Consider the following 16,772-nt stretch of genomic DNA (forward strand, 5'->3'; position numbering starts at 1 on the left):
GTCCCCAGCACATTCGCCATAGATTGCACCGAACATGATTGTTTTACTAGAAGCGAACTTTGTTTCATCATCATTACTACAGCTTAAACCAACTATAGAAAGCAAAAGCAAAAATAAATTTTTCATATTCAAGTTTTTACTTAAGATAATGAATCACATCGATGGTTGCGTTATATGGGTTACAACGTATTTATCAAGCCTAGTAAAATGGTTATTTTTTAAGGTGTTTTACCAATTTGTTTTATGCTTCTTCGTTCGAATTATCCTCATCTGTCCTTTTAAGGACCTTCGAAAATACCAATGCCCCAATCTCTTTTATAGGTTCGTAAAGGACCGATTCTTCAAGTGTTTCATTATGCACTAAATTGACCGAAGAATTGGCACGTTCAAAGAAGATCAAAAGGGCGCCAATGATCACGGCCACTTTAAGGGCACCAAAAATGGCTCCCGCCAATTTGTTCAGCAGGCCCAACATGGCAAAGTCCGCAATTTTAGTCAAGAATTTTGCGGCTAAGTGCACTACAAGAACAATGATGGCAAAGGTGATAATAAACGCTGTAATATTCATATAGCGCTCGTTCCACTCCATGTTTTGGGAGAGGTAATCCCCAGCGATATAGGAAAAATGGATGGCCCCAAACAAACCAGCTATCAAGGCAATAATCGAAGCGATTTCAACGAATAGCCCATTCTTAAATCCTTTATAGAGTCCATACAAAAGCAAAAGACCTAAAACAATATCCAAAATTCCCATCTTATTTCATTTTAAAACGAGATTCCAAGAAAAACTTGGAACCTGCCCAATTCGCTGCCTTTGAATAAGGTTAAAAATACCAAATCAAATAAGCACAACAAATATAGAACATTGATTTGTACCTTTGGATCTGAAAAACAGGACAATGTCTAGAGACCTACTATTAAAGGAACGTTGGGAGCATTTGGTTGAAAAATTATCGGTGCAATTTGCCGATGGTGATTCTTTGGAGTTGGATGCCATTATATATTTGGTCGGGGTTCAGGAATTGGGGCAATACCATAGGACCTTTAAAAAGGATGAGAAATTGAATCTTATGCACATCGCCATCTGTCGTTTATTGGAACCCTATGGATATTACGAATTCGAATTTTTCGATGAAGAAGGATGGCCACATTATACGATAAAAGAGGAATTACCGGCCTTAAAGTCTGGGGAGCAATCTGTTTTGATGAAAGAGGCCATCGTAAGTTACTTTTTGGAAAAAGAGTATATAAATTGATAGGTTTTGGCATGCTTTCGAAAGCCATAATACATTTGTGTCATTAAGATTCCTGTCGGCGCGGGAATAGAGGAAAGAATTATGAACGTACCTTATTATGCTGTCATTTTCACAAATCAAAGAACCGAGGAAGACCGTGGATATACTGAAATGGCCCAAAAAATGGAGGATCTCGCCCGACAACAACCCGGGTTTTTGGATTTTGAAAGTGCAAGGGAAGAAATAGGTATTTCAGTCAGTTATTGGGAAAGCCTAAAAGACATTGCCGATTGGAAGGCGAATACCGACCACTTATTCGCCCAGGAAAAAGGGAAATCAGATTGGTATGCATGGTATAAGGTGAGAATTTGTTTGGTAGAAAGGGAATATGGGTTCAGTAAATGAAAATCCCCAATCAAAAAGGGAGCGCATTCTTTTGAATATAAAACAATGGGGCAAATCAAACCCCATAACCCTTTTAGCTCTCTTGGGATTACTGATAGCCTATTACTTTTGTTTACCAAAAAATCTTTTCGTAGCACCAAACGCCACAGTTGTTGAAAGTAGGAATGGGAGACTTTTAGGTGCTATTATCGCCGATGATGGGCAATGGCGATTTCCTATGACCGATAGCGTTCCCAATAAATTCTCGACATGCATTGTACAGTTCGAGGATGCCTACTTTTATAAACATTTCGGATTTAATCCAGTTTCCATGGCAAAGGCCATTGCCGCCAATATCAAGGCTGGCAAATCGGTTCGAGGGGGCAGTACATTGACCCAACAGGTGATTCGATTATCCCGCAACGGCAAAAAACGTACCTATTGGGAAAAGGCGATTGAATTGATCTTGGCAACTCGACTTGAACTACGCCATTCCAAAGCGGAAATTTTAAAATACTATGCAAGTTATGCCCCTTTTGGCGGTAATGTGGTCGGACTAGATGTAGCTGCGTGGCGTTATTTTGGGTTACAACCGTATCAATTATCCTGGGCCGAATCGGCTACCTTAGCCGTTTTGCCCAATGCCCCAAGTCTAATATACCCTGGGAAAAACCAAGAAAAATTACTTCAAAAAAGGAATCGCTTATTACTGAAATTATTTGAAAAAGACATACTGGATCGTACGACCTATGAATTGGCTCTTTTGGAAAAATTACCCGAAAAACCATATCATTTGCCCCAATTGGCACCCCATGCGGTGCAGTTTTTGGCCAAGGAGCACAAAGGGAAGCGAATAACCTCGACCCTTGATGCAAATTTACAGGCCAATGTGAATTCCATTTTGAGGAAACACTATATCCATCTCAAACAAAATCAGGTCCACAATGCCGCCGTGTTGATATTGGATGTAAAAACTAGAGCGGTTTTGGCGTATGTAGGCAATACGCCAACAGACAAGAGCCATCAGAAAGATGTAGATATGATACAGGCCAATCGAAGTACAGGAAGCACCTTAAAACCTTTGCTGTATACGGCCATGTTGGATGCGGGTGAATTATTGCCTGAAATGTTAGTGCCCGATGTACCCACACAAATCGCTGGCTATACCCCAGAGAATTTCAGCGAGGAATACAGTGGTGCGGTCGAAGCGAATAAAGCGTTGGCGCGTTCCCTCAATATACCGGCCGTACGGTTGTTGCAGGAATATGGATTGGAGAAATTCCGTGATCAATTGAATGCCTTTCAACTTAAGGGCATTGATAAACCTGCCGATCATTATGGGTTGACCCTCATACTTGGGGGTGCCGAAAGCAGCCTTTGGGATCTTTCCAAAACCTATGCATCATTGGCGTCGACGATCAATCATTTCAATAGTACTTCGAGTGAGTATTTTAAGCAAGAGTTTACCAATCCGACCCTGATTAAAGACCAAGGGGTCGGTTTTGGGGAAAAATCCATCGAAAAAACCATTTTTGATGCGGGGAGTATCTATCTCACTTTTGAAGCCATGAAAGAGGTAAACCGTCCGGAAGGCAATGAATCCTGGGAGTTCTTTGATAGTAGTAAGGAAATAGCTTGGAAAACCGGGACAAGTTTCGGGAATAAGGATGCTTGGGCCATTGGAATAACAAAAGACTATGTGGTCGGTATTTGGGTGGGCAATGCAGATGGGGAGGGCAGGCCCAATGTGACCGGATTAACAAGTGCGGCACCTCTGCTATTTGATGTCTTCGATGTGCTTCCGAAATCGACTTGGTTCACCAAACCCTTGGATGAATTTGTAGATTTGATAGTTTGCCGAAACAGTGGTTTTTTGGCGACGGATCGTTGTCCGCCCAAAACCATTTCTATTCCCAAAAAGAACAATTATGTTAAGGCATGTACGTATCACAGGACCATTCTTTTGGACCAACAGAGACAGTTCAGGGTGAATTCATCTTGTGTCGATCTGTCCCAGGCCCACACCGAATCTTGGTTTGTACTTCCTCCATTGATGGAATTCTATTATAGAAAAAACCATGCAACCTATAAAACCTTACCCCCCTTTAAAGAGAATTGCAAAAACCCTTTAGAACCTGCATTGGAGTTTATCTACCCTAAAAATGGCAATCGGATCGGTTTAACGAAGAATTTTGAGGGTAACTATAATGAATTGGTTCTCAAATTGGCCCACATTGAACCTCGAACGCCGGTCTATTGGTATTTGGATGATACCTATTTAGGTGAAACCTCCAATTTTCATGAAATAGGGATCATACCTTCCATAGGCCAACATCGAATAACGGTAGTAGATGCCAAGGGCAACGAGGCAAGTATCACAATTCAGGTAGACTAAATCAGTGTTTTGTTTTTGTAGGGGTAAAGGCTATCTTTAATATTTAAACCCTATGAATAGCATGTCGAAGCAATATATTATTTCCCTGGATCAAGGCACTACGAGTTCTAGGGCCTTATTGGTAGATCAGGAAGGTGTCATCGTGCATATGGTTCAGCAAGAATTCCAACAGATTTTTCCAAAACCAGGTTGGGTAGAACATGATCCCAAAGAGATTCTGGAATCCCAGTTGAGTGTTATGCACCAATTGGTAGAAGAATCAAAAATCAACACCGATTGTATTAAGGGCATCGGTATTACCAATCAACGTGAAACAACACTGGTATGGGATAAAAAAACCGGGGAGCCCGTTTATAATGCCATTGTTTGGCAAGATAGACGTACGGCGAATATCTGTGAAGATTTGAAGCGTAAAGGCTTGGTCGATTACGTAAAAATGACTACCGGTCTGGTCATAGATTCGTATTTCTCGGGAACCAAGGTAAAATGGATTTTAGACAACGTGGAAGGTGCCCGGGAGAAAGCCGAGAAAGGAGATCTCTTAATGGGAACGGTCGATACCTGGTTGGTGTGGAATATGACCAAAGACCATAACCACGTTACCGATTATACCAATGCTTCGCGAACCATGGTATACGATATTGTAAACCTTACATGGGATGATAAATTATTGAAGGCATTGGGTATCCCAAAGACCATGTTGCCCACGGTAAAACCATCGGCCTATCATTTTGGGGATTATGAATTGAATGGAAAGACGATACCGATCGCTGGTATTGCGGGTGATCAACAGGCCGCACTTTTTGGCCAGGGATGTTTTAAAAAAGGGACAGCAAAGAATACCTATGGCACGGGTTGTTTTATGTTGATGAATACAGGCGAAAAGCCCCAGTTTTCGGATAACGGCCTATTAACGACTATTGCCTACGGATTGAACGGCAAGGTGAATTATGCCTTTGAAGGAAGCATTTTCATCGCCGGGGCAGCGATACAATGGTTACGTGATGGACTCGGACTGATAAAGGACGCCAAAGAATCCGAAGCTTTGGCGAACTCCATTGAAGAGGATAGTTCTGTGGTGGTGGTACCCGCCTTCGCAGGATTGGGAGCACCTTATTGGGACATGTACGCCCGAGGCGCCATTTTTGGACTGACCCGCGACACGGGGAGAGCCCATTTGGCCAAAGCGACATTGGAGTCATTGGCCTACCAAACCAAAGATATCCTAGACGCTATGGAAGAGGATTCCGGGGTGGAACTCCGGAACCTAAAAGTTGATGGTGGTGCTTGTGCGAACAACTATCTAATGCAGTTTCAGGCCGATATTTTAGGAACGGAGGTCCATCGACCTAAAGTTATTGAGTCTACGGCCATGGGCGCAGCGTTTTTGGCAGGAATCCAAGTGGGAATATGGACACAGGAAGACATCAACCAAAACAGACCTATGGATCGTATTTTTAAACCCACATTCGATCGTATAAAACGCAAGCATCTGTATGACCGCTGGCAAAAGGCCGTGGATCGGACCAAAGGTTGGGAAGATAAACTACCCGCTTAGTGGGGTGATGGCAAAAGATGCATTGAAATACGATCTACTTCATGGTTCTTACCTCTTGTATAAAAATCCTAGATCAAAGAATATAATAAGGTATGATGAAAAATATTAGATTCTCGAATCTTGAAAGAACCAAAATCATTCAAGAAATATCCAAAGAAACCTATGATCTTGTGGTCATCGGCGGCGGTATTACTGGCGGTGGTATTGTTTTGGATGCCGCTTCCAGAGGTCTAAAAGTGGCATTGGTCGAAAAAGGGGATTTTGCCTCGGGTACCAGTAGCAAGTCGACCAAACTGATCCATGGAGGATTGCGGTATTTAAAACAATTTGATTTTTGGCTTGTCAAGGAAGTGGGTTCGGAACGTGCTATCGTACACAATTTGGCACCCCACTTGGTGCTTCCCGAAAAAATGTTGCTCCCCCTGATTGAAAATGGTTCGTATGGCAAATGGTTGACATCCATCGGGCTTAAGGTCTACGATGTTCTAGCACAGGTGACCGGGGATGATAAACGCAAAATGTTGGAAAAAAAAGAGGCCTTGAAATTGGAGCCCCTTTTACCCAAAAAGATCTTGAAGGGTGCTGGGTACTATGCCGAATATAGAACCGATGATGCCCGGTTGACCATTGAAACAATTAAGACCAGCCTACAATTTGGGGCAAAAGCCTTGAATTATGCTGAGGTTACTGGATTTAGATATGAGAATGAAAAAGTGGCCGGGGTCATTTTAAAAGATGTGCTTTCTGGAACGGATTTTGAAATAAAATCGAAATATGTAATCAGCGCGGCAGGGCCTTGGGTCGATGATCTTCGAGCTGTGAACAATTCCAAAAAAGGCAAGCGCTTGCATTTGACCAAGGGTGTACATTTGGTGTTTCCATATGAAAAATTACCGGTGAAGCAATCGGTTTATTTTGATATTCCCGATGGTCGTATGATGTTCGCTATCCCAAGGGGCAAAGTGACCTATATCGGTACCACCGATACGAATTACCTAAATGATAAAGATCATGTTGAAACCGATCTTGCCGATGCCATGTATTTGATATCCGCCGTAAACAACATGTTCCCGAGTATCAACTTGGAACTGGACGATATTGTTTCTTCATGGGCGGGACTACGTCCATTGATCCATGAAGAAGGCAAGTCCGCTTCTGAGCTATCAAGAAAGGATGAGATCTTTGTTTCAGACACTGGATTGATAAGTATCGCAGGGGGCAAGCTTACAGGGTATCGCAAAATGGCCGAACGGGTCGTTAATCGTATCGCCAAAAAAATGGAAGAGAATTATAACCAGGAGTTTGAGGAATGTACTACAGCTGAGATTCCGCTTTGTGGCAATGATTTTAAAAAGTACAAACATGTTAAAAAGTACATCGAAGAAGTTTACGTGCGTATCAAAGAAGATGGTTTTAGTAAGTACAATGCCTGGTTTCTGGTTACCAATTATGGCATTCAGACAGAAAGTATTTTGGATTATTATTCGAAACAGAAAGGGGATACCAAGGAAGTACGGTTGGCATTGGCCGAACTTCATTTCGGATTTGATTTTGAAATGGTCCAGAACCCCATGGATTTCTTCATACGGCGTACAGGACGCCTATATTTCGAAATAGAAAGCGTTCGTGAGCTTATGGATCCTGTTCTATCTGAATTTAAGAAGGTCTATAAAGTCGATGATTCCCAAATTGCAAATTGGAGGGATGGGTTAAATGCCCAAATCGAGATACATTCCAATTTTTCCTTGAATCGGGTTTGATAGGAATAGGTTGAATCCTGCAAGGTCTTCAAGACCTTGTAGGTTTGTTTGTTTAATCCAACTTATCTGTCAAGGCAGCGAAAGTTTGTTTGGCATTTTTACCTGAATAAAGCACGTCGTATACGGCATCGATGATCGGTGTCCGTACCTTGCTTTTAAAATTCGCCTTAAGTTCATAGGCGCTTTTGGTGGCGTAATACCCTTCGGCCACCATACTCATTTCCATCATGGCGCTTTTTACCGTATACCCTTTGCCGATCATATTTCCGAACATGCGGTTACGGCTGAAGGTGGAATATCCTGTTACCAATAAATCTCCTAGATAGGCTGAATTATTGATGTTTCGTTTCATTTTGTGCACACGTTTTATATAGCGCTTCATCTCGCGAATACTATTGCTCATCAATACGCTTTGAAAATTGTCGCCATAGCCCAAGCCATGACATATTCCTGCAGCTATGGCATAAATATTCTTCAACATGGCCGCATATTCGGTGCCGATGATGTCGTCGGAAATCTTGGTTTTAATGTAGTCGCTTTTTAAGGAATTCGCCACTTTTTCAGCATTTGATTTGTTGGCGCAGGCAATGGTGAGATAAGAAAGTCGTTCCAAGGCAACTTCTTCTGCATGACAAGGACCCGTGATGACTCCGATATTTTCGAAAGGGATATTATAGACATCATGAAAATGCTCGCCGACAATCAAACCTGTTTCCGGAACAATCCCTTTTATCGCAGAAAAGATAATTTTATCCTTTAAGGAAACCTTCAACTTTTTCAGTTCCGATTCAAGAAATACCGAAGGAATGGCAAAGATGAGAACCGTATTGTTTTTTATGGCCTCATCAATATCAGCGGTAAGGACCAATTGAGAGGTATCGAATTCAACCGAACTTAGGTAATTGGGATTGTGTCTTTGCTTCTTTATATGGGCTATGGCATCCTCATTGCGCATATACCATGTAATCATCTGCAGATTTTCAGTGAGCATTTTAACAATGGCCGTTGCCCAACTTCCTCCACCCAATACCGCAAAACGTAGTTCTTTGTCCATTCGAAAAGTTTATTCACATCAAATGTAAATAAAAATACGATAACACATTACTTATTGATTTTCAAGGAATTACAAATCATGGCATGGTGCTTGTTTTACATTTATAGAATCGAAAACTTTGAATTATGAAAGCGGCAAAACTACTCCTTGGATTTTTATTTGTAGGCACATTGATGACTTCTTGCTACACCGAAGTATTTCTTGAGGATGAATTTATAGAGGAATCGGGTTTTAATACGGCTCAAGTCTTGCAATCCTTTGATCTTTGGTATATTGACATACATGCAACCAAAGGAAATGGGGAAGTGCCTTTCTTGGAGCGGGCTTTTACAATTTCATTTGACAATGGTAGGGTCTATGCGAACAATAATATGGTGGGTCTGGGTAAAACCGGAAATGGATATGGTATTGAGGTCGGTTATTTCGATGCTTTTCCCGGAGCGATTGAAATAGACCATGATGTGGACGGACTTTGGCTTTTGGATGTCTTCGCGGTCAATGGTAATACCTTGGAGTTGTACGATTCCAATTCAAACACCTCCTATTTCCTAAAAGGGTATCAATTGAACCGTTTTGATTTTGATCTGGTCTTCTATGACAATATTCATTATTTCTTGCAGGAATATGATGCTTGGGAGAAAACGTATACCAGTGATGCAGGTGCTTTGAACGATTTTGATAAGGAGAACTACCTACAATTCAATTCGGGTAGTGGAGGCGACTTTTTTAGATCTTCGATCGACCTAACAGGAACGTCGGTAAACAATCTACAATGGGACTTCGAAGGGGATTATACCGTTTATGATGTAGAAAACGATGAAACGCTTAAAACTTTAACATTGGAATACGACTTTATGGGCAATGATTACTTTGAGCTATACGTTATTAATGATAGTACTATTGAATTATACCATCCTAGTAGCGGAACGGTGTACCGATTTAAGGGAAGGGGCTATATACAGTACTTAAAATCGGGCAAGGGCTCGGTTGACAAAAAGAGAAGAAAGGCTTCAAACCCGGTTATGCAGGTAAAGCGAAGTAGAGTTTTATAGTTTAAAAAGAGTTCAAAAAAGATTTTTTTGGTTGGTTATTTAGTTAGAAACCGCCCCAGCGTTTTAAGTTGGGGCGGTTTTTTTATGCGCTAAGGTGAAGTTACTTTCTTTTTATTTTAAAATGATCCAGTTTTATATCATCGAGACCTTTGTTGTCAAAAGGGTATTCCAAATGATCCTGTATGTTGTAGAGGGAAATGAGTATAAATTCTGTTAGAATTACAACAAAATAAACCGCTGCATGATTATAATTTTGCCCAATATTGAAAATTATTGTCGGGGTATAAATCAAAGGGAATATATAGATAAATACTTTACAATAGGCTTTAAGGCTTATGGGAGTTCTATGTACGTGAATGGCATGAAGATTGTCAATTGCTTCGTGTAGATCATTCATGTACTTGAAAACTCTATCCTTCAATTTCATGGAAATATTTCCGTTCTTCGAAAGAATAAAATCATAAACCTTTGCAATTTCATCATCCAAATCCTTAATTTCCTCATTCTGATTTTTAAGACGCTCTAACGCTTTCCCCCCTATAACCTCTAGGATTTTTTCTAAACTGTTTTTTTCTTCCAATGTTAAATTACTAGAACTTATAAAATAGTACAATGTTTTCATGGCGCTCCTAAATTGGCTTAGGTGCTCTAGGGCCTTTTCCCTTCTCCTAAAAGAGCCTCGAATCGTAAAAACCAGTGGGAAAATAATAGCAATGCTTAATAAGGTAAGATCCACATTGAAAATTATTTGGTACCGATAACACAAAAAAACGCTTAACCCCGATACAAGGATCACGATTAGTGTTCTATAATTTAATGTGGTTAGATAGAGCTTAATAACTAGATTTTTAATACATTACATTATAAAGTTAACCGATTATGGGTAATAATCAAATAAATAGCAAACTCCTTATTTTATATTTTTTATGCACCTTATCCTGTTTCTCCCAGGAAAAGAACGTGGATAAGAAAATTGGTAAGGTATCAAAGCTATTCTCAAGTGATACCGTCATTCATATTAAAATGAATTACGTGAACAAGGCGGTCAAAAAAAGTACAAATGACAGTACGTATTTAGATCTGGATTTGGGCTATCAAATTGGAAATAATGAATGGAAAAACCTTCCTGTAAGTATTCGATCTCGCGGGAATAATAGGCTAAAGACCTGTTATTTTGTTCCTATCAAACTAAAAATAAAAAAAGAAGATAACAAAGGCACTTTATTTAAAGGGAATAAGGAGCTAAAACTGGTATTGCCATGTCTTACTGAAAATGCAAGGAATGATTATTTGTTAAAGGAATTTCTGGCCTATAAGTTATATGAGCTTGTTTCCCCTTACCATTTTAAGACTAGGCTTTTGAATATTACGCTATCGGAGGCAAGAGGAAAAAAAATCAAAGTGCATAAAATAAAGGGCTTTTTTATTGAAGATATCAAGAAAGTGGCCAATCGTCACGGAGGAAAGGTTTTAAAAAGAAATGTGCACCCTATGCAGCAGGATGCGTTGTGTTCTGTTCAAAATGCTTTTTTTCAATTTATGATCGGGAATACCGATTTTTCAACGGCTTATCAGCATAATGAAAAATTATTGTTCGTGAATAATACAACCATGCCCGTACCCTATGATTTTGACATGTCCGGATTATGTAATACCAGCTATTCAGTAGTTTCTCAGGTAGGTGGTGATGTACTGCCGATTACTGAGGTAACCCAAAGAATGTATAGGGGGTTCAAAAGGGACAACAAGGTATTCATTGAGGTAAGAGATCAGTTTTTGGAGAATAAATCAAAAATGCTCGAAATGATCGCGTCTTATAAAGATCATTTTGAAACCCCAAAAGCATACATACAATGTACTTCGTATATTAATGAATTTTTCGATGTAATTGCCGATGACTCCAAGTTTAATAATGAAATTTTGAATCGTGCTAGAACAAAATAACGATTCACATTCTGAATAGATTTTAATCAAATAATTCACTTAAGGGCTTCCCTTGAACCGCACTTGGTAGTTGCAAGTTTAAGAACATTGCAAGGCTCGGGGCAATGTCTATGGGATGTACACTTCGAACCGACTCTCCATGTGGAATCCCCATTCCCATCAACAATAAAGGTACGTGGGTGTCATAGCTGTATCCAGAACCATGTACGGTCCCTTTTACCCTTTCTACCGCCATTTGTGGATTTGGATTTAAAATGGTCCCAGAGTCAAAGGTAAGTAAAACATCGCCTGACCGCTTGGGATAATACCCATTTTGTATGGTTTTTCGTAGCCCTTCTTCATAGGTTTGGGTTTGCAGGTCATGGGCGGTGAGGGCCAAATAAACCCCTTTCTGCGTCATTAAAAAATCGGCAGCTTCCTGTTGAATTACTGGCAGCAGTAATTTTTTTTCATCTATTGTGTTCTTATTTAGGTAAACTTGGTCCCCGTCAAAATTCTCGATCCATGAACCTTCACCATATTTGGCTACCAAAAATAAGTTTAGTTTATGGTTGTATTGGCCTATCCGTGCAATATCACCATCAAGTTTATTTTCTTTAAGATAAGATACCACAGGTATAGCTGCATGGTCAGAAGTTAAAAAGAGCAAATAATTATTTTTTCCTACTTTAGAATCAAGGGCGGCAAAAAGTTCACCAAGGTTTTTGTCCAAGCGCAGATAAATATCTTCCATTTCCACAGATTGTGGTCCAAAAGTATGTCCAATTACATCTGTAATCGAATAGCTTACATTCAATATATCCGGATAATCATCGACCCCTAATTCTTCGTTTTCAATGGCGGCAATGGCAAATTCGGTCAGCAATGAGTTTCCCGCTGGGGATGCTAAAAGCAGGTTATATTCTGACGACCCACTGGCTTTAACTTTTTCGCGCATGGTTTTAAAATCATATGGAAATGTAGGACTCGACTTACCAGCTAAGGAAGGTTCATATTTATTGTCGTCAGGGGAACTGACAGTATAGGTAGAGAGCGGATATAAGGTGTTCCAGGATTGGTTGAGATACGCATCGGATTTGCCCAATTCATTAAACTTGGAAACCCATTTCGGCACTTTTTTCATGTAAAAAGAACTACTTACAAAATAACCGGGACTAGATTCCCAATCGTACCAATAGGCGGCATTGGCAGACTTTCCTCCTGGTAATATCGCCGCCCTGTCCTTTATGGAAACACTAACCACCTTAGATTTAAATTTACTCCTAAGCCTCAACTCGTCCGTGATTGTTGTGGCAGCGAGATTTATAGGTGAAACACCATTAGGGTTCTCCGCAATAGAACCGACGATTTTTTCATTGGAATCACTGACATTGCCCACATAGTTTCCCAAAGGCCTGTAATACCAACTATTTCCGATAATACCATGATAAGCTGGAGTGGTTCCCGTATAAATTGAAGCATGCCCAGGGGCAGTTTCCGATGGAATATAATTCACATTTGCGTTCTTAAAATTGAATCCTTCTTTTAACAATCTATTAAAGCCGGTATCGCCATATCTTGGCTGATATTTATACAATTGGTCAAAACCCATTTGATCAACAATAATCCCAACAACCAATTTTGGTTTATTCGGATTTTGGGCAAAACCAGAGTAAGAATAGCCGATAAAGAAAAGAAGCAATAAAATATTTGTTTTGCGCATTGCGATTAATATTAGGGTCCAGTATTTGTTATTCGTCTAGGATAAAAGTAAGATATTGATCTTATTTGATTATTTTCCAAGGTAAAAATTAGCATCAAAAAGAACCCCTTTTTTAGATATTATTTTATGAAGTACGTTTGATGGTCTTTGTTTGAATCTTGGTTCTAATAGTTTCATATCAAATTCGACGCCAATTTCTTTTTAAATTCAGAAGGATTTTCATTTGTAACTTTTTTGAAAGTTCGATTAAAGTACGAAAGACTTTCAAATCCACATTCAAAACAGGTCTCGCTGATGTTTTTACCGGTCAACAACAACCGTTTTGCCTGACTTATTCGGTATTGGTTCAAGAACCCGATAAAGGTACTCCCAGTGGTTTTTTTAAAGTAACGACAAAATGCTGGTTTGGTCAAATTACAGAGATTTGCTACCTCATCTACGGTGATTTTTTCCTGATAACGTTCATCGATCAAGGCATAGATCTTACGAATACGGCCTTGCTCTTTTTTACTGTATATATTGATGAAGGGTTTTTTATGCAGCAACTCAAACTCCTTGCTTTGTGAAAGCCGCTTAAGAATATATATGACCTGCATAAAATAATCAAAAGGCGGCAAGGTATATAGTTTTTTCATGAGCTGGCCTACCTCGGTTTTTGTACTTCCTGAGAAGGCGATTCCATATTTGGAGAGTTCCAAGAGGTGTTCCAAGGATTGCAGTTCGGGGGTTTGCTGAATGAAATCTATTCTGAATGAAGGTTTAATATGTAACACTTCCTTCTGGTAGGAAGAAGTTACCCCATGGTCAAAATTCAAATGCGGAATATTCGAACCGATAAGCACCAGGTCACTGTCTGTATAATTGGAGATATGATCCCCAACATGTCGGGTAGCACTGGCGCCTTCTATAAAAACCAGTTCTATTTCCGGATGAAAATGCCAATAAAAAAGATGGTTCAACTTGGGGTCATGCAATAGTTTGAACGGACTTTTAGAATGCTGATCAAAGGTTTCAAGTTGGATTTTCATAGGTTGTATGATACGAAATTATCTCAAAAGGAATAAGAATATAATATAAATATCAATATAGTACAAATATAGGTCAATATTACGGTTGAGATCTGTGAACGTGGTTCATAGTTTTACAGTATCGATTCAACTAGAAAAAATTATATCATGGGAAAAGTCAAGAATAGAATGGAGATGGCCAATAAGGCCCATGAAGAAATACCAGGAAATCCGTCAACGGCAACCAGTAGTAAGGTAAAATTGAATGACGGTTTTAATGGAAAACCATTGCGGGTTTTAAGTGATGAAGATTGGAAATTTTGGATGCATAATGGGTATATCGTTATAAAGAATGCCGTACCCGAAGCACAAGCCAAGGCTACCGCTGATTTTCTATGGGAATTTGAAGAGAAAGACCCCAAGGATCCCGAAACATGGTATGCACCTCCCCGTGCCGTAATGAAAATGAAAGAACTTACGGGAACAGGAATGGTTGAAGTATATAATCACCAACATTTGTGGAACAATCGTCAAATGCAGCGCGTTTATGATGCGTTTGTGGACGTATGGGGCACCGAAAAGCTTTGGGTGACCATTGATCGTGCCAATCTGAACTTTCCGAACAGACCAGGGCATGAACAGAAAGGTTTTATCCATTGGGATTACGACCCAGAGACCAGACCACAGAATGTTCAAGGCGTTTTGGCTCTTGCGGATCAGACCGATGAGTATATGGGGGGATTTCAATGTATCCCTTGGTTGTATCGAAATTATGATGTCTGGAAACGGACACAACCTGAAGAGCGTGATCGATTTCAACCGGATATTAAAGGTCTTGAGGATAAAATCGTCAAGGTAAAGTTGGAGGCCGGGGATTTACTGATTTTCAATAGCACGGAACCCCATGGTATTCGACCTAATTTATCGAAGGATAAAGTGCGCATTGCCCAGTATATATCCATGATGCCCGCTGAAGAAAATGACGAGGCCCTAAAACAATGGCGCATCAACTCCTGGAAAAACAGGATTGCCCCTGAAGGTTATGCATTTCCCGGTGATCCAAGAAATTGGGAACAAGAGAAATATGAAACTGCCAGTTTATCGCCCCTAGGTGAAAAATTGTTGGGTTTAAAGCCTTGGTAAGTTGCCAAATCCCTAATAATAAACCCTTTTAAGGTCATACTAAATTTATAATGCTATTTTTGCGCCCTTAAATTCCAGGGTGTGAAGAAATATTTGAATATATTCGATTTTAAGCAGAAAGTAGATTATAAGACCGAGATCTTATCTGGGCTTACGGTGGCCTTGGCCTTAGTACCTGAAGCAATAGCTTTTGCCCTGATTCCTGGGTTTTCACCCTTAACAGGGTTGTATGCCGCTTTTGTTTTGGCGTTGGTCACTTCTATTTTTGGAGGTAGACCAGGTATGATCTCAGGTGCTACGGGCGCTGTCGCCGTAATTTTTGTCGGATTGATATTGGAACTTAAAAACACCTTCCCCGGTATAGAGCCAGAAACCATCTTACACTATGTTTTTGCCACGGTAATCGTCGCGGGGCTCTTACAAATGGTGGCAGGGTTTTTACGATTGGGAAAGTTTATTCGATTGGTACCGCATCCGGTGATGTTCGGGTTTGTGAATGGGTTGGCCATCATCATTTTTATGGCCCAGTTCCCCAATTTTTATCAAAAAGGCACCGATGAACTTTTGACCGGGGCCTCTATGTATACGATGCTCGGGCTTACCCTGCTTACGATGCTGATTATTTGGGGATTCCCAAAACTGACCAAGGCGATTCCGTCGTCCCTATTGGCCATTTTAGTCGTTTCGGGTATCGTTATCGGGTTTGGGGTAGATACCCTTACCGTAGCGGATACGATGAAGGAAGGCCAGACGATTCAAGGGGGCTTTCCACCGCTTTCCATTCCACAAATTCCATTTACATGGGAAACATTGAAAATTATTTTTCCTTTTTCGGTCATTGTTGCTGTAGTAGGATTGACTGAAAGCCTTCTTACATTGAACATTATTGACGAAATAACCGAAACCCGTGGTAGCGGTAATAAAGAATGCGTTGCTCAAGGAACGGCCAATATCCTATCAGGGTTCTTCTCAGGTATGGGGGGTTGTGCCATGATCGGGCAAAGTTTGATCAACACCTCTTCAGGAGCACGTGCACGATTGTCCGGAATCACCGCTGCGGTAATGCTCTTGGTTTTTATCATGTTTGGATCCAGCTTGATCGAACGTTTGCCTATGGCCGCTTTGGTGGGCTTGATGTTTATGGTGGCCATAGGCACCTTTGAATGGGCCAGTTTCAAGACTTTTCGAAAAATGCCAAACTCCGATGTAATCGTTATGGTCTTGGTCACTTTGATCACTGCGATTACCCACAATCTGGCCGTCGCTGTATTGTTCGGGGTCATTATCTCCGCCTTGGCCTATTCATGGGAGAACGCCAAACGTATACGGGCCAGAAAATATATCGATGAAGATGGGGTAAAGCATTATGAAATATTCGGTCCCTTATTCTTTGGTTCTACGACCTTGTTCAATGAAAAGTTCGATGTGCAAGGTGATCCGAATGAAGTCATCATCGATTTTCAAGAAAGTAGAGTGGTAGATATGTCAGGGATTGAAGCCTTGAACAAACTTACCGAACGCTATGCCAAGGCAGGGAA

General features: G+C 40.5%; 14 protein-coding genes. 9 read left to right on the top strand and 5 right to left on the bottom strand.

Going from position 1 to position 16,772, the window contains the following annotated elements:
* Nucleotides 1–241 precede the first annotated feature (241 nt).
* Nucleotides 242–754, bottom strand: a complete 513-nt coding sequence (locus WBM98_RS06540; protein WP_424365224.1) for a CvpA family protein — start codon at nt 752–754, stop codon at nt 242–244.
* Nucleotides 755–899: 145 nt separating this feature from the next.
* Between WBM98_RS06540 and WBM98_RS06545 the strand changes: the two genes are divergently transcribed.
* From WBM98_RS06545 to WBM98_RS06565, 5 genes are all read left to right on the top strand, one after another.
* Complete coding sequence (locus tag WBM98_RS06545; RefSeq protein WP_424365225.1) at nt 900–1,256, top strand: hypothetical protein; 357 nt, start codon at nt 900–902, stop codon at nt 1,254–1,256.
* 81 nt (nt 1,257–1,337) lie between these two features.
* Nucleotides 1,338–1,640 (top strand): antibiotic biosynthesis monooxygenase family protein, encoded by a 303-nt coding sequence (locus WBM98_RS06550; RefSeq protein ID WP_424365226.1) that lies wholly within the window; start codon nt 1,338–1,340, stop codon nt 1,638–1,640.
* Complete coding sequence (gene pbpC / locus WBM98_RS06555) at nt 1,624–4,014, top strand: penicillin-binding protein 1C (RefSeq protein ID WP_424365227.1); 2,391 nt, start codon at nt 1,624–1,626, stop codon at nt 4,012–4,014. Before WBM98_RS06550 ends, pbpC begins: the two co-directional genes overlap by 17 nt.
* Nucleotides 4,015–4,075: 61 nt before the next feature.
* A complete protein-coding gene (gene glpK / locus WBM98_RS06560) occupies nt 4,076–5,572 on the top strand; it encodes a glycerol kinase GlpK (protein ID WP_424365228.1) in 1,497 nt (498 codons plus the stop codon).
* A gap of 92 nt (nt 5,573–5,664) precedes the next feature.
* Nucleotides 5,665–7,332: a glycerol-3-phosphate dehydrogenase/oxidase gene (locus tag WBM98_RS06565; protein ID WP_424365229.1), complete on the top strand. Its 1,668-nt coding sequence runs from the start codon at nt 5,665–5,667 to the stop codon at nt 7,330–7,332.
* 52 nt (nt 7,333–7,384) lie between these two features.
* Here the strand turns inward: WBM98_RS06565 and WBM98_RS06570 are convergent, their stop codons facing one another.
* A complete protein-coding gene (locus WBM98_RS06570; protein ID WP_424365230.1) occupies nt 7,385–8,386 on the bottom strand; it encodes an NAD(P)H-dependent glycerol-3-phosphate dehydrogenase in 1,002 nt (333 codons plus the stop codon).
* 125 nt (nt 8,387–8,511) lie between these two features.
* On the opposite strand from WBM98_RS06570, the gene WBM98_RS06575 reads away from it, so the two are divergent.
* Entirely contained in the window at nt 8,512–9,438 is a 927-nt protein-coding gene (locus WBM98_RS06575) for a nicotinic acid mononucleotide adenyltransferase (RefSeq protein ID WP_424365231.1), read from the top strand.
* 100 nt (nt 9,439–9,538) lie between these two features.
* Here the strand turns inward: WBM98_RS06575 and WBM98_RS06580 are convergent, their stop codons facing one another.
* Complete coding sequence (locus tag WBM98_RS06580) at nt 9,539–10,060, bottom strand: hypothetical protein (RefSeq protein ID WP_424365232.1); 522 nt, start codon at nt 10,058–10,060, stop codon at nt 9,539–9,541.
* A gap of 257 nt (nt 10,061–10,317) precedes the next feature.
* On the opposite strand from WBM98_RS06580, the gene WBM98_RS06585 reads away from it, so the two are divergent.
* On the top strand, nt 10,318–11,382 hold the full coding sequence (locus WBM98_RS06585) for a hypothetical protein (protein WP_424365233.1): 1,065 nt from the start codon (nt 10,318–10,320) through the stop codon (nt 11,380–11,382).
* A 22-nt stretch (nt 11,383–11,404) separates the two neighbouring features.
* On the opposite strand, the gene WBM98_RS06590 is transcribed toward WBM98_RS06585, so the two are convergent.
* Nucleotides 11,405–13,084 (bottom strand): alkaline phosphatase family protein, encoded by a 1,680-nt coding sequence (locus tag WBM98_RS06590; RefSeq protein WP_424365234.1) that lies wholly within the window; start codon nt 13,082–13,084, stop codon nt 11,405–11,407.
* A gap of 173 nt (nt 13,085–13,257) precedes the next feature.
* Nucleotides 13,258–14,112 (bottom strand): helix-turn-helix domain-containing protein, encoded by an 855-nt coding sequence (locus tag WBM98_RS06595; RefSeq protein WP_424365235.1) that lies wholly within the window; start codon nt 14,110–14,112, stop codon nt 13,258–13,260.
* Nucleotides 14,113–14,259: 147 nt separating this feature from the next.
* Between WBM98_RS06595 and WBM98_RS06600 the strand changes: the two genes are divergently transcribed.
* Both WBM98_RS06600 and WBM98_RS06605 read left to right on the top strand, forming a co-directional pair.
* Nucleotides 14,260–15,234, top strand: a complete 975-nt coding sequence (locus tag WBM98_RS06600) for a phytanoyl-CoA dioxygenase family protein (protein ID WP_424365236.1) — start codon at nt 14,260–14,262, stop codon at nt 15,232–15,234.
* A gap of 81 nt (nt 15,235–15,315) precedes the next feature.
* Nucleotides 15,316–16,772 (top strand): SulP family inorganic anion transporter (locus WBM98_RS06605; RefSeq protein WP_424365237.1); only part of this gene is annotated, 1,457 nt, incomplete at its 3' end.

The organism is Maribacter sp., from assembly GCF_049667165.1.
In the GTDB taxonomy this organism is placed as follows: Bacteria; Bacteroidota; Bacteroidia; order Flavobacteriales; family Flavobacteriaceae; genus Maribacter_A.